The organism is Micromonospora sp. R77 (genome assembly GCF_022747945.1).
Taxonomy (GTDB): Bacteria; Actinomycetota; Actinomycetes; order Mycobacteriales; family Micromonosporaceae; genus Micromonospora.
On record NZ_JALDST010000001.1, the window covers coordinates 3,548,405 to 3,569,006 of the forward strand.

Below are 20,602 nucleotides of genomic sequence, written 5' to 3' on the forward strand. Positions count from 1 at the left end.
CGACCTGTTAATCTAGGCGCCGGCCCGCCCGGTGAAAGCCGGGTGGGACCGAAGCCGGTTCGCCGGCGGAGGGGTTGTGGCGCAGTCCGGTAGCGCACCTCGTTCGCATCGAGGGGGTCAGGGGTTCGAATCCCCTCAACTCCACCCAGTTCAAGGCCGTTTCCGCTCGTCGGAGACGGCCTTTCCGCTCTGACACGGGCGGCCCGCAGTAACCGAGACGGTCGTCGGCGTCAGTAGAAGCCCCCTGCCTGGGCGGCCGGCGGGCTGTCCAGTCCGGCGATGATCGAGAGGCACGCGTCGTAGGACGCAGACTGCTCCGGTGACAGGACATCGGCAATCGCCCGTTTGGACTGGCTCAGTCGCAGACACATGAGTGAAGCGCCCTCGTAGTTGCTGAGCTTGACCTTCGATTCGCGTCGACGCTGACGGGCGAGATCCTTGGGGGTCAGTTGCAGGTACGCCTCCGTCACTATCTTTGATACGTCGTTCAGTGTGGTGAGAAGCGCATTGCAATACTGTTGGCGACGCAGGAGCTGCTCGGTCAGGAACTTTCCGAAGGCAACCCTCATCCCCCATGCGTCGCTGTACTGCTTGACCGGCCAAAGCCGCACGAGGGGCTCGCCCCACTTCTCACTGTCCCGGGCGGCGATGACGTACCTGTCGATGACGAACCCGAAGCCGTAGTTCACGGTTGACAGGGCCAAGTAGAGGCCCGGGTGGTCGGCTCGGTGGCCGGAGGCCAGCTGGTTGATCTCTATGAGGCTGTCGTAGTAGCTCTCGTACGTCTTCGCGTGCACGGCCGCCGGTATGGAAATGCTTGTCCCTATCTGTCGTGCCCGCTCGAAGAACTCCTCTTGGCTCTCGCTCCCGTAGAGGTTCACGAAGAAGCTGTCGAGGCGCTCGCTCTTGACCGTGTCATGGGCGACCTCGTCCGGATAGGTGAAGGAGATCGCAGTCTGGAGTCGGCTGAACTTGCCCATCAAATTCGTTATGTCTGCCTTGAAGCGGGTGGCTCGCTCGTCGTGTATTCGCCGCCGATAAAGCTCGAAGGCGGCATACAGGCTTCCCGCGGCGGCCAGAGCGCCGAAGGCGCCGATGATCGACGAGACAGCCTGCCAGCTCACGCCGTCGTCCCCCGCTCGGTCAGCGGCAAAAACGTCTGTTGCCGAGAGTGCCGAGACTAGTGTCGCTCGATTCGCCGGACACGGTCGACCGATGCCGTCACTCGGAAGGGTGAAGCTGTTTCATCTGTCCGAACCGGACAAAGCGTGTGCGACGGGTCGTGACGCCAGCAGGCAAATAATGTGATCCAGGTCACATCAGTTGCCGGGTCGACGTGTCGATTCGGTGGTCACGCCGGTCGTGGACAGGGTGAAGGCCGGCGCGAGGCCGGCAACCGAAGGAGGCACCACCGTGCGACTCACGCTCACCACGTTCCTGACCCTGGACGGCGTCGTGCAGGGCCCGGGCAGCCCGGACGAGGACCGCACCGACGGCTTCGACCTGGGCGGCTGGGTGCCGCCGCACTTCGACGAGGCGGTCGGCGAGCGGATCACCGGGATCTTCGAGCAGGCCGACGCGTTCCTGCTCGGCCGCCGCACGTACGACATCTTCGCCGCCTGGTGGCCGAACGTCACCGATCCGGCCGACCCGGTCGGCGGCAGACTCAACAACCTGCCCAAGTACGTCGCCACCGGCCGGGACGACGAGCTGACCTGGTCCGGCAGCGAGCGCCTGGACGGTGACCTGGTGAAGGCGGTCACCGCGCTCAAGGAGCAACCGGGTCGGGAACTGCAGGTGCACGGCAGCGGCCGGCTCGCCCAGTCGCTGATGCGGGAGGGCCTGATCGACGCGTACCATTTGATGATCTTTCCGGTGGTCCTGGGCCGCGGCCGGCGACTCTTCGCCGACGGCCTGCCGCCCACTGGGCTGCGCCTGGCCGACAGCCGGGCGTCCGGCAGCGGCGTGACCATGCTGACCTACGAGAACGCCGGCGCTGCGGCGTTCGGCTCGGTGGAGGGCTGACGACGATGGCAACCAAGTACATGCTGTCCGTGCACGGCGTCGAGGGCGCGCCCGCGCCGTCGGCGGAGGAGATGCAGCGCGCCTTCGCCCAGGTGGACGCGTTCAACAAGCAGTTGCAGGAGAAGGGTGCCTGGGTGTTCGGCGGTGGGCTCTGCCCGCCCGACACCGCCACCGTGGTCACCGTGTCGGACGGCCAGGTGATGACCACCGACGGGCCGTTCGCGGAGAGCCGGGAGCACCTCGGCGGCTTCTGGGTCATCGAGGCCGCCGACCTCGACGAGGCGCTGGAATGGTCCCGCCTGGCGAGCGAGGCCTGCGCCAACCCGGTCGAGGTGCGCCCGTTCCAGGCCGACACCTGACCGGTGACCGACCCCGCCGACGCCATCGCCGCCGTCTTCCGCGCGGAACACGGCCGGGTGGTGGCCACGCTGGTCCGCCTCCTCGGCGACATCGACCGCGCCGAGGAGGCGGTCCAGGACGCCTTCGTGGTGGCCGCCGACCGGTGGCCCCGCGAGGGGCTGCCCCCCAACCCGGGCGGCTGGCTCGTCACCACCGCCCGCCGCCGCGCCATCGACCGGCTGCGCCGCGACGCCATGCGCTCCGACCGGCAGGCGACCGCCGTACGGCTGACCGAACGCCTCGCCGACCAGCCGGAGGAGGACACCGCCGTGCCGGACGACCGCCTCCGACTGATGTTCACCTGCTGCCACCCGGCGCTCGCCCAGCCCGCCCAGGTGGCGCTCACCCTGCGGCTGCTCGGTGGCCTGGACACGCCCACCATCGCCCGGGCGTTCCTGCTGCCCGAGGCCACCCTGGCGCAGCGGCTGGTCCGGGCCAAACGGAAGATCCGCGACGCGCGCATCCCGTACCGGGTGCCCACCGACGCGGAACTGCCGGACCGGCTCCGACCCGTGATGGCCGTCGTCTACCTCGTCTTCAACGCCGGCTGGATCGCCGAGGGCGGCACCCTGGTCGACACCCGGCTCTGCGGCGAGGCGATCCGGCTGGCCCGGCTGCTCGTCGAGCTCATGCCGGACGAGCCGGAGCCCCGGGGGTTGCTCGCGCTGCTGCTCCTGCTCCAGGCCCGGCAGCCGGCCCGGACCGCCGCCGACGGCACGCTGGTGCTCCTGCCCGACCAGGACCGCAGCCGCTGGGACCCGGCGCTGCTCGCCGAGGGCCGCGCGCTGGTCCGCGGCTGCCTGCGCCGGGGTGCCCCGGGGCCCTACCAGATCCAGGCCGCGATCAACGCGGTGCACAGCGACGCCGCCACCGCCGAGCAGACCGACTGGGCGCAGATCCTGGCCCTCTACGACCACCTGCTCACGCTGCAACCCACCGCCGTGGTCGCGCTCAACCGGGCCGTCGCCGTCGCCGAACTCTCCGGCCCGCGGGCCGCCCTCGACCTGCTCGACGGGCTCGACGGGCTCGACCTGGCGGCGTACCAGCCGTACCACGTGGTGCGGGCGGAGCTGCTGGGCCGGGCGGGCCGGACCGCCGAGGCGGCGACGGCGTACGACCGGGCCCTGACGTTGACCACGAGTGACGTGGAACGCGCCCACCTGACCCGCCGCCGGGCCGAACTGCCCCGCGCCGGGCGGAACGCCTGAGGTCCCGTACGCCGACGGGGGCCGGTCCCCGCTGGGACCGGCCCCCGTCGTCCACGTGCGCGGGTCAGGGCTTCCAGGACCCGGCCGTCTTGAACTTGTGCTCGTACTCCAGGGTGCCGTTCTTGTCCTTCACGTCGAAGACCAGCTGGCCGGCGCGCTTGCTGCCGGTCGGGAGGTCGTTGCCGGAGGGGAGCAGCTTGCCGCAGCCGGAGAACGCCCCACCGATGCCGGTGGTCTCCGTGCCGTCGCTGGCGATCCACTTGAAGTAGAACGGGTTGATCGAGCTGGTCCCCTTGGTGACCTCGGCGGTCACGTCGGCGATCAGGTACATGCCCTCGTCCGGCGCCGGGAAGTACTTCTTGCAGGCCGTGGTGGTGGTGCGGAAGTTCCCCACGGTGATCCGGATGGTGCCGTCGTCATCGTTGATGATGAGGGTGTCACCCGGCTTCATGTTGGTCGTGTTGCCGTCGGTGACGCCCGCGTCCGGCGTGGACGTCGCCGACGGTTCGGTGGTCGCCGGGTCGGTGGTGGCCGGCTCGATCGGCGCCGTGGTGGGCAGGTTCTTGGCGACGTCCTCGGCCTTCTTCGCACCGCTGTAGACGGCGAACGCGCCGCCGCCGCAGCAGAGCAGCAGCAGCACGGCCGCGACGATGCCGACGATCAGCCAGACGTTCTTCTTCGAGCCACTCTTGGCGGGCGGCGGGCCGAACGGCTGCCCCGGTGCCGGCGGGTACGACTGGCCGGGCGGCGGCGGGTAGCCACCACCGGGCGGCGGCGGGAGCGGCGAGCCGGAGACCGGCGGGTACGGCGAGCCGGAGACCGGCTGCTGCGGCGCGTACGGGTCGGGCGCGTACGGGGAGCCGGAAACCGGGGGCTGCGGGGGCGGGTACGCACCACCCGGCGGCGGGTAGCCACCGGCCGGGGGCTGCGGCGCCCCCGACACGGGCGGCATCGGGGCGGTCGGGAACGGCTGCGTCGGCGGTTCGTATGGCGGCTGGTTCGGGTCGTGCGGTCCGAACGGAGGCTGAGGGTGGCTCACCGTACTCCTTGGCACCTTCGAGAGGTCTTCAGTCGCACAGACGGTACCGGGCCGGGGCAAGCCGCTCCGCGACGCCTCAGCGCGGCAGCAGCACGGCGGCGGTGCGGACCAGTCCGGCGTCGACCACGAACCGGCCGGTGACGCGGGTCGGCGGGTCGGCGACCGGGGCGGCGTCGACCCGGGCCGGTGCGATCCGGGCGGTGAACGTCCCCGCGTCCGGGTCGAGGTCGACGTGCGCGTCGTGGAAGTCCAGCCAGGTGCCGACGGTCGGGTGCCAGACCTTGTAGACGGTCTCCTTGGCGCTGAACACCACGGCCGGCCAGGACACCCCGGCGGGCAGCCGGCGGAAGGCGGCCTCCTCCTCGGGCAGGCAGATCAGCCGGCGTACCCCGGCGTCGAGCTCCTTGTGCCGCTCGGCGTCCATGCCCACCGAGCGGACCTCGGTGCGGCGGGCGACGGCGGCGGCGCAGTAGCCGTGCGTGTGGGTGATGGTGCCGACCACTTCGGTCGGCCAGACCGGCGAGCGGTCGGCCGCCGACGGCACGGCGGCGGCCGGCAGGCCGAGGTCGGTCAGCGCCCGCCGGGCGCAGACCCGGCCGGCGGTGTAGTCGCGCCGCCGGCTCTGGACCGCCCGCTCGCTGAGGCAGGCCAGCTCCGCGGGGAGCAGCTCACCGCACCAGTCGTCGGGCCCGGCCACCGCCACCGCCACCGCCGCTGGCAGCAGGTCACGCATCGCCCTCTCCCTCCGGTACGACCCCAGCCGCCCGGCCGTCGGTCATGGGTGGTGAACGTACCGCAGTCGGTCAACGTCGGAGCGTCCCGTGGCGGTGCCGGGGTCCACAGGGGAGGCCGACCGGTGGCCGTCCGGCGGGGACGGCCACCGGTCGGCGGTCAGCGCCGCCGGGGTCGCCGGGTGAGGGCGAAGCCGACGACGCCGCCCACCGCGGCGAGGATCCCGCCGACCGTGGTCCAGATCCAGCGGGAGCCGAGTGCCGGGAGCCAGCCGGTGAGGCTGCTCGCCTCCTCCTCGGCCGGTGGGGCGGTCGGCTCGGCGGTCAGCACCGTCCCGGCCCGGTCGTTCGGCACCAGCGGCGCCGCCAGCTCACCGTCGTCACCCGAGGCGCCGCCCTCGCCGTCGGCGGCGACCAGCAGGTCCACGTCGACCGGCTGGCCCAGGTCCGGCTCCGGCAGGTCGACCACCGAGAGGCGGACGTAGTAGGTGCCGGGCAGCGGGTCGCCGGACCACGGCTCGGCCCAGGGGCGGACCCGGCGCAACGTGCAGCCGAGGGTGACGCTGGTGGCCGCCTTGTCGACGGTCGGGGTCTGCGCGCCGGCCGTGCAGGCCTGCCGGCGGCGCAGCCCGTCGAAGACCTCGACCGTCCAGGTCGAGGGGCCGCCGCGGGCCTTCGGGAAGGTGACCGTGGCGGCGATCTCGTGGGTCTGGCCGGCCTCGGCGGGGAACGACCAGTAGAGGTAGTCACCGGTCGAGGCGCCCACCCGGACCGGCTGCCCGGCGGTGATCGCGGTGGCGGTCAGGAACGAGGTGCCGGCCTTGGTGACGGTGGCGGCACCCGGTGAGGGGGTGGGCGCGGGGGCGAGGGTGAGTCCGCCGGCGGCCAGCGCCGCGGCGGACCAGAGCAGGGTACGCATCCTCAGTTCTCCCTCCAGGTGGCGACCCACCAGCGGGTGAGCAGCCCGGCGACCAGCCCGGTGAGCAGGCCGGCCAGGGTGAGCAGGAGCAGCAGCGCCCAGCCGCGACCGAGGTCCGGCCCGTCCGGCGCGGGCGACGCGGCGACCACGTCGACGGTCAGCTCGACCGGCATGCCGGGCGAGGTGCCGGTGCCGGGCCGGGGGGCGAAGGCGTTGCTGACCACCAGGCAGACGGTCTGCGCGGCCTGCGTACCGCTCGGTTCCGGGGTGGGGGTGGCGGACTCCTCGGCCGCCGACCAGCGCAGCCCGGCGGAGACCACGTCGGTACGACCGCTGCCCGCGTCCACGCCGCGGACGAGTTCCCGGCCGTCCGGCGCGACGGCCCGCAGCAGCACCCCGTAGTCGGGGTTGACCGGCCGGTCCAGCCCGACGCTGACCGAGGCGCGCAACTCCTGCCCGGCCCGGACGGGCACCCGGTACCAGCGGTGCTCGGCGAACGCCTCCCGGTCGGTGTAGACGCCGGGCGCGAGCAGCGGCGCGTTGTCGCACTCCGCCGACCCGCCGACCTTGGTCGGGGTGGCGGTGTAGGTGTCCCGGGCCCGGTCGACCAGCTGCTTGATCCGCCCGGTGAGTTCGTCGGCGCTCTGTGCGGCCGTGTAGGTGCCGCCGGTCGCGCCGGCGATGCAGAGCAGCTGCCGGCGGACCTTCTCGTCCGGCGCGAGGCCGAGGGTGTCGACGACGAGTCGGGTGCCCTGGGCGGCGAGTTCCCGGGCGACCTCGCACGGGTCGGGCGGGGCGCAGGTGTCCTCGCCGTCGGTGATCAGCACGATCCGCCGGGCGGTGGTGCCGGTGCCGAGGTCCTGCGCGGCCGAGCGCAGCGCCAGCCCCACCGGGGTGAAACCGGTCGGGCGCAGGGTCGCCACCGCGGCCTTGGCCTGGCTGCGGTCCACCGGGCCGACCGGCACGATCTGCTGGGTGTCCAGGCAGCCCTGCTTCTTGTCCTTGCCGCGGTAGGTCGCACCGAGCACCCGGATGCCGAGCTGGGTCTCGTCCGGGAGCGCGTCGACCACCTCGTTGAACGCCTGCTGCGCCACCGCGATCCGGCTGCGTCCGTCGATGTCCCGGGCCCGCATCGAGCCGCTGACGTCGAGCACCAGTTCGACCTTGGGTGGTTCGGCGGGCGTTTCCGGGGTGTCGTCGTCGGCGGCGGCGGGCAGGGGGCCGATCAGCGCGGTCGCCGTCAGCAGCCCCAGCAGGACGGCCGTCGATCGTCTCTTGTTGATCACCGGCCGAAGTGTAGTGAGATCCACATTGGATGATCATCCGGGTGGCCGGTGGGGAACCCGGATGGTCCCGGTGGGGTGACCGACCGTTAAATGTCAGATGTAAACCATTTGGCGGGTGGCGCAACGGTCGGAAATCTGACCCAACCTCACCCGTTGTGCCACTGGTTCAGTGTGGTTAAGCTCTTCTTGCGCGCCCCAATCGCCCGCTTCCCCCGTGGCAGGCGATCGGGGCGCGCTTCTATGTCCCCAGGTCCGGACGGGTCAGATCCAGCGACCGTCCAGCCACATCCGGGCGGACCAGTCGGCGTACGGCAGCAGCTTCCCCACGAAGATCGGGTAGAAGTAGCCGAAGCAGAGCGCCACCAGCAGCACGTACGCCCCGGCGATGATCCCGCCCACCATCCGCCGGTCGGAGACGTCCTCCTCCGACGCGGCCCTCGCAGCCGGAGCCCCGGCCGGCGAGATGATCGCGCCGAGCACGTAGACCACCGCCAGCACCAGGAACGGCAGGGCGGGCGCGGCGTAGAAGGAGAACATCGTCCGCCCGTCCAGGGCGAACCAGAACCACGGCAGCAGACCGGCGGCCACGCAGAGCAGGATCGCCCCGGCCCGCCAGTCCCGTCGGGCCGCACCCAGCCAGGCCAGCGCGCCGAGCGCGGGCAGGAACGACCACCAGAGCAGCGGCGTGCCGAGCAGCAGGATCTCAGAGGCGCAGGTCGGTGCCCCGCAAGCGCCCTCGCCCGACCAGTAGAACGCGACCGGCCGGCCCAGCAGCAGCCACTGCCACGGCCAGGACTGGTATTTGTGCGGGTCGTCGAGCTGGGTGTGGAAGCCGTACGCGGCCTTGTGGTATTCCCACAGGTTGATCAGCGCGCCGACCACCGGGGTGTCGCTGAGCGGGGCCTGCGGGTAGCGACTGGCCAGCCGGTAGTAGCCGTCGTCGCTGAGCAGCCAGCCCGACCAGGTCGCCAGGTAGGTGCCGACCGCCAGCACCCCGGCCAGCAGCAGCCAGGGCAGTTCGTCGAGGAGGGTGTCCCGCCACGGGCGCCGTACGCCCGCGGAGCGGCGGACGCCCACCTCCCAGAAGATCACCAGCAGGCCGAAGGCCGGCAGGAAGTAGAGGCCGCTCCACTTCACCGAGCAGGCGCAGCCGAGCAGCACCCCGGCGAGCAGCCGCCACCAGGGCCAGTCCCGCCAGGTCGACGGCGGCCGGCCGGCCCGGCCGGGGCGGGAGACGTCCAGCCCGGCGTCCAGCGCCCGCGCCCAGCGGCGTCGCCGGGCGTCCCGGTCCAGCACCAGCGCGCCGAACGCGGCCAGCACGAACAGCAGCAGGAAGATGTCGAGCAGCGCGGTGCGGGACAGCACCAGGTGGAAACCGTCCAGGGCGAGCAGCAGCCCGGCCGCGCAGCCGAGCGTGGTGGAACGGAACATCCGCCGGCCGATCCGGACCAGCAGCAGCACCGAAAGCGTGCCGGCGACCGCCGCCGCGAAGCGCCAGCCGAACTCGGGGGCGGTGGTCATCAGGTGTCCCGGTACGGAGATCTTCGTCTCCGCGTCCTGGTAGCCGAAGGCCCACTCACCGAGCCCGATCAGCCACTTGCCCAGCGGCGGGTGCACCACGTACGACGGGCCGTTGTCCTTGTAGTTCCACTCGACGCCCCGGTCGATGAGCCCGTACGCGTCCCGGGCGTAGTAGATCTCGTCGAAGATCTTGCCCTTGGGGCCGCTGAGCCCGACGAACCGCAGGATCGCCGCGATCGCCACCACGACGGTGGTGGCCAGCCAGGCGTGTCCGTCGAGCCGCGCGTCGACGCCTGCGAGCCGGCGCCGCACGACGGCCGGCACCCTGCCCCCGCCGCTCGGGGCGGCCTGGTCGGCGGCGGAGCCGCCGTCGGTCGTCGGGTCCGGTTCGGCCCGGCCCGCGCTCTGCGCTGTCGACGCACTCGTCACCCGGCGATCGTAGGCTGCGGAGGTGCCCGGTGGCGCCCGTCGTCTCCGAGATTGGTACGGCCGTCGATGAAGGAGCAGCATTCGTGGGTGAAATGTCCGAGATCGGACGCCTGATCCTGCTCGGCGCGCCGCTGGGCAATCCCGCCGACGCCTCGGCCCGCTTTCGCGAGGTGCTCGGCACGGCCGACGTGGTCGCCGCCGAGGACACCCGCCGGCTCACCCGGCTCGCCCGCGACCTCGGCGTCACCGTCCCCGGGCGGATCGTCTCCTACTTCGAGGGGAACGAGGAACGCCGCACCCCCGAACTGGTCGACGCGCTCACCGCCGGCTACACGATGGCACTGGTCACCGACGGCGGCATGCCCAGCGTCTCCGACCCGGGCTACCGGCTGGTCACCGCCGCGCTCGACGCCGGCGTGCCGGTCACCGCCGCGCCCGGGCCGAGCGCGGTGACCACCGCCCTGGCGCTGTCCGGGCTGCCCAGCGACCGGTTCTGCTTCGAGGGCTTCCTGCCCCGCACCCCCAGCGCCCGCCGGTCCCGGTTGCGCGCGCTCGCCGCCGAGGAGCGCACCCTGGTGCTCTTCGAGGCACCGCACCGGATCACCGCCGCGCTGGCCGACCTGGCCGCCGTCTTCGGCGCCGACCGGCCCGCCGCGCTCTGCCGGGAACTCACCAAGACCTACGAGGAGGTCGTCCGCCGGCCGCTCGGCGAGCTGGCCGAGTGGGCCGCCGAGGGGGAGCCGCGGGGGGAGATCACCCTGGTGGTGGCCGGGGCGCCGCCGGCCGTCGCGAGCCGGCCCGACGACGACACGCTGCGCGCCGCGGTCGCCGAGCGGGAGGCCACCGGCCTGTCCCGGCGGGACGCGATCACCGAGGTCGCCACCGAGTACGGGCTGCGCCGCCGGGACGTCTACACCGTCGTGCACAGCTGAAAGGAGGGGCCCCTTGTTAACGCCTGCGGTATAGCAGGGGCCCCTTCTCACCACTCCGAACCCGGGTCACCAGGCGGCGACCAGGAAGCCGACGGTGATCATCGCCGGGCCGGCCAGCGCGACGCCCACCGCCCAGCGCCGGTGACGCGGGTCGGGCAGCCGGGTCGCGCCGGTCCACCGGGCGATCCCCGCCGCGCAGGCCAGCACCAGCAGCAGGCCGAGCAGCCAGCGCAGGTGCCGGCCGATCCCGGTGTCGGCGTACGCGGTGCCAGCGTCCGGGCCGGTCATCCGCGCCGGCAGCGTCGAGCCGGTGGCGGTGCGCCCGGCCGGCACGCCGCTGACCCGTACCCCGTGGGCCACGAAGCGCTCGCCGTCGGCGACGAAGATGCCCCGGCAGCGCTGGGTCAGCCCGGCGCCGGTGCAGCCGGTGACCCGTACCGTCCCCGGGGTGGCGTGCCCGACCGCCAGCCAGAGCGGACCCGCGCTGACCCAGGCGAAGAAGGCGGCCAGCAGGCTCAACGCCAGCAGCGCGGTCAGGCCGCGCACCGGGGTCGGTGGGTGGCGGGGACGCCGGACGCGAACCCGTCGGAGCCGGCCGGCGGAGCGACCCGGACGGTGGGGCTCCTCGCGCAGCGGGGTGCCGTCCCAGTGCACCTCCTCAATCGGCGCCCACAGGGCCGGCTCGCCGTCCGGCGTATCCGGGGCGGACCACCGGCGGTGCCAGCGCGGCTGCCGGACCGGCACCCGGCGCGGCACCGCGTCCACCGGCGCCCCGGTGGTCGGCTCGACCTCGACCGCCGGGGCGGGGCGGGATCCGGCCGCGGCTGCGGGGCCACCGTCCCGCCCCGGGCGGGCGCCGCCGCGAGCCGACGGTGGTCACCGTCCGCCGGGCCGTCCTGCTCCGGGGCCGCTCGTCTGCTGGTCACGGCGTTCATTCCACACCTGCGGCGGTACGTCCCCGGGCAGCTCAGGCCGCGTGTCGGCGACAAATCGGGCGAGCGGTCGGGGGATCCGCCACCCCGGAGCGCCTATTGGTTCGCAACCGCCGGGCAGCGGTCACTAGGCTTGCTGGTCATGAGTCACGTTCTCGCCGCGGTCGCCTGGCCCTACGCCAACGGCCCGCGCCACATCGGCCACGTATCCGGATTCGGCGTTCCCTCCGACGTCTTCGCCCGGTACATGCGGATGGCCGGTCACGACGTGCTCATGGTCTCCGGCACCGACGAACACGGCACCCCGATCCAGGTGCAGGCGGACGCCGAGGGGGTCACCCCGCGCGAGCTGGCCGACCGGTACAACCGGGTGATCGCCGAGGACCTACGGGCGCTGGGTCTCTCCTACGACCTGTTCACCCGCACCACCACCCGGAACCACTACGCGGTGGTGCAGGAGCTCTTCACCGGGCTGCACCGCAACGGCTACATCATCCCCAAGGTCACCACCGGGGCCATTTCCCCGTCCACGGGCCGGACCCTGCCCGACCGCTACATCGAGGGCACCTGCCCGATCTGCGGCTACGACAGCGCCCGTGGCGACCAGTGCGACAACTGCGGCAACCAGCTCGACCCGATCGACCTGATCAACCCCAAGTCGAAGATCAACGGCGAGACGCCGGAGTTCGTCGAGACCGAGCACTTCTTCCTGGACCTGCCCGCCCTGGCCGACGCGCTGCGGCAGTGGCTGGACACCCGGGAGGGCTGGCGGCCCAACGTGCTGCGGTTCTCGCGCAACCTCCTCGACGACCTCCAGCCCCGGGCCATCACCCGCGACCTGGAGTGGGGCGTGCCGATCCCCCTGGAGGGCTGGCAGGACCGGAACGACAAGCGCATCTACGTCTGGTTCGACGCGGTCATCGGCTACCTCTCCGCCTCCATCGAGTGGGCCCGCCGCACCGGCGACCCCGAGGCGTGGCGCAAGTGGTGGTCCGCCGACGGGGAGGGCAAGGACGCCCTCGGCTACTACTTCATGGGCAAGGACAACATCGTCTTCCACTCGGTGATCTGGCCGGCGCTGCTCGGCGGCTACTCCGGCGCGGGCGCCAAGGACGGCGAGCCGGGTGAACTGGGCCGGCTCAACCTCCCCACCGAGGTCGTCTCCAGCGAATACCTGACCATGGAGGGGCGGAAGTTCTCCTCGTCCCGCAAGGTCGTCATCTACGTCCGGGACTTCCTCGAACGCTACGACGCCGACGCGCTGCGCTACTTCATCGCCGTCGCCGGCCCGGAGAGCAACGACACCGACTTCACCTGGGCCGAGTTCCTGCGCCGCAACAACGACGAACTGGTCGCCGGCTGGGGCAACCTGGTCAACCGCTCCATCTCGATGGCGGCGAAGAACTTCGGCGCGATCCCGCCCGTCGACCCGGCCGGGCTCACCGAGGCCGACGAGGCGCTGCTCGCGGTGGCCCGCGCCGGCTTCACGACCGTCGGCGACCTGATCGCCAAGCACCGGCAGAAGCAGGCCATCGGCGAGGCGATGCGGGTCGTCGCCGAGGCCAACAGATACCTCTCGGACCAGGCGCCCTGGAAGCTCAAGGGCGAGGACGACAAGCCCCGGATGGGCACCGTCCTGCACGTCGCCCTCCAGGTGGTCAGCGACGCCAACACGCTGCTCACCCCGTTCCTGCCGCACTCCGCGCAGCAGATCCACGAGCTGCTCGGTGGCACCGGGGTGCACGCCCCCATGCCGGTGATCGAGGAGGTCGAGGACCTCGACGGCGGGCCGGCGTACCCGGTGCTGACCGGGGACTACACGGTCGGCGCGCGCTGGGAGTCCGTACCCCTGGAGGTGGGCCGACCGCTCGCGGCGCCGAAGCCGGTGTTCCGCAAGCTCGACCCGTCCATCGTCGACGAGGAACTGGCCCGGCTGGCCGGCTGAGCCCGACCTCGACGCGGCCCCGGGGGATCCCCCGGGGCCGCGGTCGTCGGCGGATCAGGCGCGGGCCATCTTCGGCGCGCCGATGAACTCCATGATCGCCCGGTTCACCTCGGTCGGGTGCGTCCACGGGGTGCCGTGCGGCGCACCCTGGAGGGTGACCAGCCGGGCGTCGGAGAGCATGTTCTGCAGCCGCTGACCCGTCTTCGGGTAGGGCAGCACGTTGTCCTTGTCGCCCTGGATGATCAGCACCGGGATGTTGATGTTCGGCAGGTCGCCCCGGAAGTCGGTCTGCCAGGCGTCGACGCAGTCGTGGGTCGCCTTCGCCGACGCCTGCGCGCCGATGTTCCAGTGCGCCCGGTACGCCTCCTCGCTCACCCACCGGCCCTTGTTCTCCGAATAGTTGAAGAACGCGTCGCAGAACTGGGTCAGGTAGGCGAACCGGTCGGCGACGATGGCCTGCTGGAACCCGTCGAAGAGGCCCTTCTCGACACCTTCCGGATTGTCCGCCGTCTTCAGCAGCATCGGCGCCAACGGGGCCATCAGCACCGCCCGGTCCACCCGGTCCGAGCCGTACGCGCCGAGGTAGCGGGTCACCTCGCCGGTGCCCATCGAGTGCCCGACCAGGATCGCGTTGCGCAGGTCCAGCTCGGTCATCAGCACGTCGAGGTCGGCGGCGAAGGTGTCGTAGTCGTAGCCCATCGCCGGTTGGGCGGAGGCACCGAAGCCGCGCCGGTCGTACGTGATCACCCGGTAGCCGGCGGCCTGCAACGGTCCGCTCACCTTCTCCCAGGTCGCGCCGTTGAACGGGAACCCGTGGATGAGCACGATCGGCTGACCGGAACCGTGGTCCTCGTAGTACAGGTCGATGGGGGCGGAGTTCTCCGTCCCCACGGTGATGAAGGGCATGGGCGTCTCCCCGTGGGTGCGTCTCGGACGCCCGCGCATTCCCGGGGTGGTCCCCGTTATGCCAGCTCGTACGGCAGGTCCACGATCCGGTCGTCGGTCACCTCGGCACCCGGCGCCCACGTCTCGTAGACGCCCCGCTCGTGGCACTGCGCGCCGGTGAGCGCCACCGCGTCCGCGTCCGGCCGGCACAACCGCAGCCGCAACCAGCCCGACTCCTCCCGCAGCACCAGGCAGGGCACGCCCCGCCAGTCGGCCCGGCGCAACCGGCGGGCGGCCGAGTCCACCGGGTAGCGGGCCGCCCGGGTCATCGCCAGCACCCGGAACCCGCCCGGCAGGTCGGCCACCGCCTCGTACTCGCCGCCCGCGTAGCCGCCGACGAGCTGGGTGGAGCGGGGCGCGTCGCCGGTCGGGACGTACTCCTGGTCGGGGGAGAGGCCCGGCACCGCGGCCAGCAGGTGCCGCCACTGCGGGCCCACCATCCGCAGCCAGCCGCGCTGCTCCGCCTGATAGCTGTAGAGCACCACCTCCACCCCCTGCGCCGGATAGGCGAGCAGGGTGGCGTTGGCCGGCATCGGCAGGTCGGCGAAGTCCCGGGTGACGAACTCGGGGACGAGCTGCGCGGTGCTCGGCACGAAACCGGTGCCCAGCACCGGCGGTCCGAGCCGGTCCCTGGGCGGCAGCGTGGTCAACCCCCGGTGCGCGGGGCCCACCGGCACGTCGTAGTCGGCCGGGTCCGCCGCCCGCCAGCGCAGCGCGTACGCCACGTCGGTGCCGTTCCGCCCGCCCTCGGAGTCGCCCCGCAGCACCGACAGGGCGGCCGGGGTGCGCAGGTGCGCCACGTCGTGCTCGCGGTAGCAGAAGCCGTGCGGCAGCCAACCGCGTACGTGACCGGCGAGCTGCCGGGCGGAGAGCACCTTGACCATCCGGGTGCCCGGCCGGACCACCGCCGACGCGCGGACCGCCGCGAGCACCGGGTCACCCGCCGCGGCCGGCTGCTGGCTGAGCTGGTGCAGCTGCGCCCAGCCCCGCTCCCGGTGCACCGGCATCAGCAGCGGCGCGTCGGTGTCGTCGCCCGGCGGGGCCGCCCCGTGCACCGCGGTCACCTCGGTGACGTGCACGAACCTGCGCCACGGGTACGCCGCACCGGGGCGGGGCGCCAACTCGAAGCCGGGCGCCTCCTCGGCGCTGAACAGCTCGTACGCCGCGCCCCGGGCGATCTCCTCCGCCGGGTGGACGCGGCCGTCGTACGTCACGTGCAGCCCGGTCCGCTCGGAGGCGGTGCCGCTGGCCTGGGGGGTGACGGTCACCCGGGCACGCTAAGCGGCACAGATGTTGTCGGTGTGAACAGTCGATGGCGGTCCGGGAACGCCACCCGACGGCGGTGTGTGATGCTGGCCGCGATGACCGAGCAGACCGAATCCCGCAAGCAACGGGCCGCCCGCCGGGCCGGGGAGTTCCCGCCCGCGCCGGAGGCGCTGCCCCGTCCCGTCCTGGACAGCCACACCCACCTGGACATCACCGTCAGCGAGGCGGGTGTGCCGGGGGGAGGGTCCGCCGACGACCCGGTCGCCGCCACGATCGAGGTCGCCGCCGCCGTCGGGGTGGACCGGCTGGTCCAGGTCGGCGTGGACGTCGCCTCCTCCCGCTGGGGCGCCGACGTCGCCGAGCGCCACCCGGCCGTGCTGGCCACCGTCGCGCTGCACCCCAACGAGGCGCCCCGACTGGCCGACCTCGACGAGGCGCTGCGCGAGATCGAGACGCTCGCCGGCCGGGACCGGGTCCGGGGCGTCGGCGAGACCGGGATGGACTTCTTCCGTACCGGGGACGAGGGGCGGGCCGCGCAGGAGGAGAGCTTCCGCGCGCACATCGCCATCGCCAAGCGGCACGGCAAGGCGCTGGTCATCCACGACCGGGACGCGCACGCCGACGTGCTGCGCATCCTCGACGACGAGGGTGCCCCGGACACGGTGGTGCTGCACTGCTTCTCCGGCGACGCCGAGTTCGCCGCCCAGTGCGTCCGCCGGGGGTTCCTGCTCAGCTTCGCCGGCACGGTCACCTTCGGCAGCGCCGGTGCGCTGCGGGAGGCCGCCGCGCTCACCCCGCTCGACCAGATCCTGGTGGAGACCGACGCGCCCTACCTGACCCCGATGCCGCACCGGGGGCGGCCGAACGCGTCGTACCTGATCCCGCTGACGGTCCGGTCGCTCGCCGCGACCACCGGCGCCGACCTGGACGAACTCTGCGCCGCGATCTCCGCCACCGGTGACCGCGTCTTCGGCCCGTGGTGAAAGGATGCCCGGCGTGAGCGGTCTCCTCGGCCCGGCGGAGATCCGGGAACTCGCCGCGCGTCTCGGCGTCGCGCCGACCAAGAAGCTCGGCCAGAACTTCGTGCACGACCCGAACACGGTCCGCCGCATCGTCACCGCCGCCGGCCTGACCCCGGACGACGTGGCGCTGGAGGTCGGCCCCGGCCTCGGCTCGCTGACCCTGGCCCTGCTGCCGGTCGCCGCGCACGTGCACGCCGTCGAGATCGACCCGACGCTGGCCGCCGCCCTGCCGGAGACCGCCGCGCGGCACGCCGGCCCGGACGCCGCCCGGCTGCGGGTGCACCGCGCCGACGCGCTGCGGGTCACCGCCGCCGACCTGGCCGACCCCGCGCCGACCGCGCTGGTGGCCAACCTGCCCTACAACGTCGCCGTGCCGGTGGTGCTGCACCTCCTCGCCGAGCTGCCCACCCTGCGGCACGGCCTCGTGATGGTGCAGAAGGAGGTCGCCGACCGGCTCGTCGCCGGTCCCGGCTCCAAGGTGTACGGCATCCCGTCGGTGAAGCTCGCCTGGTACGCCCGCGCCCGCGCCGCCGGCAAGGTGCCGCCGAACGTGTTCTGGCCGGTGCCCAACGTCGACTCCGGCCTGGTGGCCTTCACCCGGCGCGAACCGCCCGTCGCCGACGTACCCCGGGAGCGGGTCTTCGCGGTGGTGGACGCGGCCTTCGCGCAGCGCCGCAAGACCCTGCGCGCGGCGCTGGCCGGCTGGGCCGGCGGCGCCGACCGGGCCGCCGCCGCGCTCACCGCCGCCGGGGTCGACCCCGGCGCCGTGGGGAGTCCCTCACCGTCGAGCAGTTCGCCGCCATCGCCGCGTCGGCCCCGACCGCCGCGTCGGCCGCCCAGTAGGCTGGCGCCGTTGTCCGACGCCGCCGAGGAGCTGACCGTGGAGAAGCCGTTCGACATCCGCCCGCGCCGGCGGGACCTCGTCCCGTGACCGAGGCCTGGCGACCGGACGACGAGGACGAGCAGCGGCGGCGGGGAGCCGGCGGGCCGGTCCGGGTACGGGTGCCCGCAAAGGTCAACCTGCACCTCGGGGTGGGTCCGCTGCGCCGCGACGGCTACCACGAGCTGAACACCGTCTATCACGCGATCTCGATCCACGACGAGCTGACCGCCCGCCGGGGCGACACCCTCACCCTGACCATGGAGGGTGAGGGCACCGGCGAACTGGCCCTGGACGACACCAACCTGGTGATCCGGGCCGCCCACGCCCTCGCCGGGTACGCGGGCGTCCTGCCGCACGCCCGGCTGCACCTGCGCAAGCAGATCCCGCTCGCCGGCGGACTGGCCGGGGGCAGCGCCGACGCGGCCGCCGCGCTGGTCGCCTGCGACGCGCTCTGGGGCACCGGGCTGTCCCGCGACGAACTGGCCGGCATCGCCGCCGACCTCGGCTCCGACGTGCCGTTCCTGATCCACGGCGGCACCGCGTTGGGCACCGGCCGCGGCGAGGCGGTCAGCCCGGTGCTGGCCCGCCCCACCTCCTGGCACTGGGTGGTGGCGGTCGCCGACGGCGGTCTCTCCACCCCGCCGCCTACGCCGAACTCGACCGGCTCCGCGACGCCGGCACCGCAGGTGAGCCGCTGGGCAGCACCGACGCGCTGCTCGCCGCGCTGCGCCAGCGGGACCCCCGGGTGCTCGCCGCCGCGCTCGGCAACGACCTGCAGGCCGCCGCGCTGGCCATGCGCCCGTCGCTGGCGGAGACACTGAAGGCGGGGGAGGCGGCCGGCGCGCTCGCCGGTCTCGTCTCCGGCTCCGGCCCCACCTGCGTCTTCCTCGCCACCGACGAGTCCCACGCCACCCGCATCGCCGCCGACCTGGAATCCGCCGACGTCTGCCGCGAAGCCCGCATCGCCCACGGCCCCGTGGCCGGCGCCCGCATCATCTGACCCCCTCGGCCCTGCCCCCTCCGACCGGCCTCCCTTCGACCCGGTCGATCATGGAGTTGTGGTGGCGCATCAGATGGACATAAGCCTCTCTCTGGGCGCCCCGACTCCATGATCGCGCGCTGGGGGGGTGGGGAGCGCGGCGGGGAGGTGAGCGGGGGTCCGCGTACCCTGGGGGGAGGCGTCCCACGTGCCGGCCGGCACCTGCGGGACGCCTTGATCATGGAGGTGGGTGAGGTCGTGGCCAACATCGTCAACCTGGACCGGGTGTCCAAGGGGTACGGCGCCGCCGGGCCGCTGCTCACCGACGTCTCACTCGGCCTCGACGACGCCGACCGGATCGGCGTGGTCGGCCTCAACGGTGCCGGCAAGTCCACCCTGCTGCGCCTGCTCACCAAGCAGGAAGGGCCCGACGACGGGCGGGTCACCCACCGTCGCGACCTGCGCGTCCTCTGGCTGCCGCAGAGCCTCACCCTGGCTCCCGAGGCCACCGTCCGGGACGTGGTGCTCGGCACTGCCTGGCTCGGCGAGAGCATGGGTGCCGAGCACGAGTGGGCCGGCGACGCGGGCGTCCGGGCCATCCTCGACGGGCTGGGCATGCCCCACCTCGGCCTCGACCAGCCGGTCGGCCCGATGTCCGGTGGCGAACGCCGCCGGGTCGCCCTGGCCGCCCTGCTGGTCCGCGAATCCGACCTGCTCATCCTCGACGAGCCCACCAACCACCTCGACGTCGGCGGCGTCGACTGGCTGGCGAAGTACCTGGTCACCCGCAAGGGCGCGCTCGTCGTGGTCACCCACGACCGATGGTTCCTCGACGCGGTCTGCACCACCACCTGGGAGGTCGCCGACCAGACCGTCCGGGCGTACGAGGGCGGCTTCGCCGCCTGGACCCTCGCCCGGGTCGAGCGGGAGCGGGTCGCCGCGGCCACCGAGGCGCGCCGGCAGAACCTGCTCCGCAAGGAGATCGCCTGGCTGCGTCGCGGCCCGCCGGCCCGCACCTCCAAGCCGAAGTTCCGCATCGACGCCGCCAACGCGCTCATCGACGACGTCCCTCCGCCGCGCGACACCATGTCGCTGCAGCGGATGGCCACCGCCCGGCTCGGCAAGCAGGTGTACGACCTGGAACACGTCCGGCTGCACGCCGGACCCAAGGAGATCCTGCACGACACCACCTGGCAGGTCGGCCCCGGCGACCGGATCGCCATCCTCGGCCGCAACGGCGCCGGCAAGACCACCCTGCTGCGGATGCTGGCCGGGGTGACCCGCCCCGACGGCGGCCGGTTCGTCACCGGGTCGACCGTCAAACCGGCGTTCCTCTCCCAGGAACTGGCCGAACTCCCCGGCCACCTGCGCGTCCTGGAGGCCGTCGAGGAGGTCGCCCGCCGGGTGCAGCTCGGCGACCGGGAGATCTCCGCCGCCCAGCTCGCCGAGGTGTTCGGCTTCGACGACCGGCGGCTCTGGACGCCCGTCAGCGACCTCTCCGGCGGAGAACGCCGCCGGTTGCAGATGCTCCGGCTGCTCGCCGGGGAACCCAACGTGCTGCTCTTCGACGAGCCCACCAACGACCTGGACACCGACACCCTCGCCGCGCTGGAGGACCTGCTCGACTCCTGGCCGGGCACGATCGTCGTGGCCAGCCACGACCGGTACCTGATCGAGCGGGTCACCGAGGTCGCGTACGGGATGTTCGGCGACGGCCGGCTGGTGCACCTGCCCGGCGGCGTCGACGAGTACCTGGCCCGGGCCGACGGCGCCCGGTCCGGCGCCGCACCCGCCCTGACCACGCCGGCGCCGGCGGCCGGGGCCGCCAGCGGCATGTCGGCGGCCGAGGTCCGTGTCGCCCGCAAGGAACTCGGCAAGCTGGAGCGGCAGATCGGCAAGCTGGAACAGAAGGAAGCCACCCTGCTCGACCAGCTCGCCACGCACGCCACCGACTACGCCAAGGTCGCCGAACTCGACGCGCAGCTCAAGGAGTTGCGCGCCGAACGGGAACGCACCGAGGAGACCTGGCTGGCCCTCGCCGAGGAGCTGCCGGCCGACTGACCCGCCGCGGGTGGGGGGTGTGCGGCGTCACAGCTCGGCGTGCGGGACAATCGCTGTCGACCCCTCACCCGAACGGTCTT

The 20,602-nt window shown here is 73.2% G+C and carries 16 protein-coding genes, 1 tRNA gene and 2 pseudogenes; 10 read left to right on the top strand and 9 right to left on the bottom strand.

Going from position 1 to position 20,602, the window contains the following annotated elements; translation table 11 throughout:
- Positions 1–70 precede the first annotated feature (70 nt).
- Positions 71–144: transfer RNA gene (locus MRQ36_RS16695), tRNA-Ala, on the top strand.
- 86 nt (positions 145–230) lie between these two features.
- Here the strand turns inward: MRQ36_RS16695 and MRQ36_RS16700 are convergent.
- Positions 231–1,124 carry a hypothetical protein gene (locus MRQ36_RS16700; RefSeq protein ID WP_242796623.1) on the bottom strand — a complete coding sequence of 298 codons (894 nt, stop codon included), beginning with the start codon at positions 1,122–1,124 and terminating at the stop codon, positions 231–233.
- Positions 1,125–1,413: 289 nt separating this feature from the next.
- Here MRQ36_RS16700 and MRQ36_RS16705 point away from each other — a divergent pair, with 289 nt between their 5' ends.
- Genes MRQ36_RS16705 through MRQ36_RS16715 form a run of 3 tightly spaced genes read left to right on the top strand, consistent with a single transcriptional unit; the run spans position 1,414 to position 3,632 of the window.
- The gene (locus tag MRQ36_RS16705; protein ID WP_242796625.1) at positions 1,414–2,025 is read left to right on the top strand and encodes a dihydrofolate reductase family protein; all 612 of its coding nucleotides are present in this window, start codon (positions 1,414–1,416) and stop codon (positions 2,023–2,025) included.
- Between the two features lie 5 nt (positions 2,026–2,030).
- On the top strand, positions 2,031–2,384 hold the full coding sequence (locus tag MRQ36_RS16710) for a YciI family protein (RefSeq protein WP_242796626.1): 354 nt from the start codon (positions 2,031–2,033) through the stop codon (positions 2,382–2,384).
- A 3-nt stretch (positions 2,385–2,387) separates the two neighbouring features.
- On the top strand, positions 2,388–3,632 hold the full coding sequence (locus MRQ36_RS16715; protein WP_242796628.1) for an RNA polymerase sigma factor: 1,245 nt from the start codon (positions 2,388–2,390) through the stop codon (positions 3,630–3,632).
- A 64-nt stretch (positions 3,633–3,696) separates the two neighbouring features.
- Here MRQ36_RS16715 and MRQ36_RS16720 read toward each other — a convergent pair whose 3' ends face one another.
- From MRQ36_RS16720 to MRQ36_RS16740, 5 genes are all read right to left on the bottom strand, one after another.
- On the bottom strand, positions 3,697–4,584 hold the full coding sequence (locus MRQ36_RS16720) for a hypothetical protein (RefSeq protein WP_242796630.1): 888 nt from the start codon (positions 4,582–4,584) through the stop codon (positions 3,697–3,699).
- Between the two features lie 163 nt (positions 4,585–4,747).
- Complete coding sequence (locus MRQ36_RS16725) at positions 4,748–5,404, bottom strand: 4'-phosphopantetheinyl transferase (RefSeq protein WP_242796632.1); 657 nt, start codon at positions 5,402–5,404, stop codon at positions 4,748–4,750.
- 158 nt (positions 5,405–5,562) lie between these two features.
- Positions 5,563–6,321 (bottom strand): peptidase, encoded by a 759-nt coding sequence (locus MRQ36_RS16730; protein ID WP_242796634.1) that lies wholly within the window; start codon positions 6,319–6,321, stop codon positions 5,563–5,565.
- A 2-nt stretch (positions 6,322–6,323) separates the two neighbouring features.
- Positions 6,324–7,607 carry a VWA domain-containing protein gene (locus tag MRQ36_RS16735; RefSeq protein WP_242796636.1) on the bottom strand — a complete coding sequence of 428 codons (1,284 nt, stop codon included), beginning with the start codon at positions 7,605–7,607 and terminating at the stop codon, positions 6,324–6,326.
- A gap of 261 nt (positions 7,608–7,868) precedes the next feature.
- Entirely contained in the window at positions 7,869–9,638 is a 1,770-nt protein-coding gene (locus MRQ36_RS16740) for a phospholipid carrier-dependent glycosyltransferase (protein WP_278187527.1), read from the bottom strand.
- An 11-nt stretch (positions 9,639–9,649) separates the two neighbouring features.
- Between MRQ36_RS16740 and rsmI the strand changes: the two genes are divergently transcribed.
- Complete coding sequence (gene rsmI, locus MRQ36_RS16745; protein WP_278188368.1) at positions 9,650–10,489, top strand: 16S rRNA (cytidine(1402)-2'-O)-methyltransferase; 840 nt, start codon at positions 9,650–9,652, stop codon at positions 10,487–10,489.
- 66 nt (positions 10,490–10,555) lie between these two features.
- Here rsmI and MRQ36_RS16750 read toward each other — a convergent pair whose 3' ends face one another.
- Positions 10,556–11,254, bottom strand: coding sequence for a hypothetical protein (locus MRQ36_RS16750; RefSeq protein WP_242796642.1), 699 nt, complete (start codon positions 11,252–11,254; stop codon positions 10,556–10,558).
- A gap of 309 nt (positions 11,255–11,563) precedes the next feature.
- Between MRQ36_RS16750 and metG the strand changes: the two genes are divergently transcribed.
- A complete protein-coding gene (metG, locus tag MRQ36_RS16755) occupies positions 11,564–13,366 on the top strand; it encodes a methionine--tRNA ligase (protein ID WP_242796644.1) in 1,803 nt (600 codons plus the stop codon).
- A 54-nt stretch (positions 13,367–13,420) separates the two neighbouring features.
- Here metG and MRQ36_RS16760 read toward each other — a convergent pair whose 3' ends face one another.
- Positions 13,421–14,272, bottom strand: coding sequence for an alpha/beta fold hydrolase (locus MRQ36_RS16760; protein WP_242796646.1), 852 nt, complete (start codon positions 14,270–14,272; stop codon positions 13,421–13,423).
- A 56-nt stretch (positions 14,273–14,328) separates the two neighbouring features.
- Positions 14,329–15,579, bottom strand: coding sequence for a hypothetical protein (locus MRQ36_RS16765; RefSeq protein WP_242796647.1), 1,251 nt, complete (start codon positions 15,577–15,579; stop codon positions 14,329–14,331).
- A gap of 81 nt (positions 15,580–15,660) precedes the next feature.
- On the opposite strand from MRQ36_RS16765, the gene MRQ36_RS16770 reads away from it, so the two are divergent.
- The 4 genes and pseudogenes from MRQ36_RS16770 to MRQ36_RS16785 all read left to right on the top strand — a co-directional run bounded on the left by MRQ36_RS16770 (position 15,661) and on the right by MRQ36_RS16785 (position 20,522).
- Positions 15,661–16,560 (top strand): TatD family hydrolase, encoded by a 900-nt coding sequence (locus MRQ36_RS16770; protein ID WP_242796648.1) that lies wholly within the window; start codon positions 15,661–15,663, stop codon positions 16,558–16,560.
- Between the two features lie 13 nt (positions 16,561–16,573).
- Positions 16,574–17,442, top strand: a pseudogene (gene rsmA, locus MRQ36_RS16775) (16S rRNA (adenine(1518)-N(6)/adenine(1519)-N(6))-dimethyltransferase RsmA).
- A gap of 84 nt (positions 17,443–17,526) precedes the next feature.
- A pseudogene (locus MRQ36_RS16780) lies at positions 17,527–18,482 on the top strand (4-(cytidine 5'-diphospho)-2-C-methyl-D-erythritol kinase).
- Positions 18,483–18,719: 237 nt separating this feature from the next.
- On the top strand, positions 18,720–20,522 hold the full coding sequence (locus MRQ36_RS16785; protein WP_242801163.1) for an ABC-F family ATP-binding cassette domain-containing protein: 1,803 nt from the start codon (positions 18,720–18,722) through the stop codon (positions 20,520–20,522).
- Positions 20,523–20,602 lie beyond the last annotated feature (80 nt).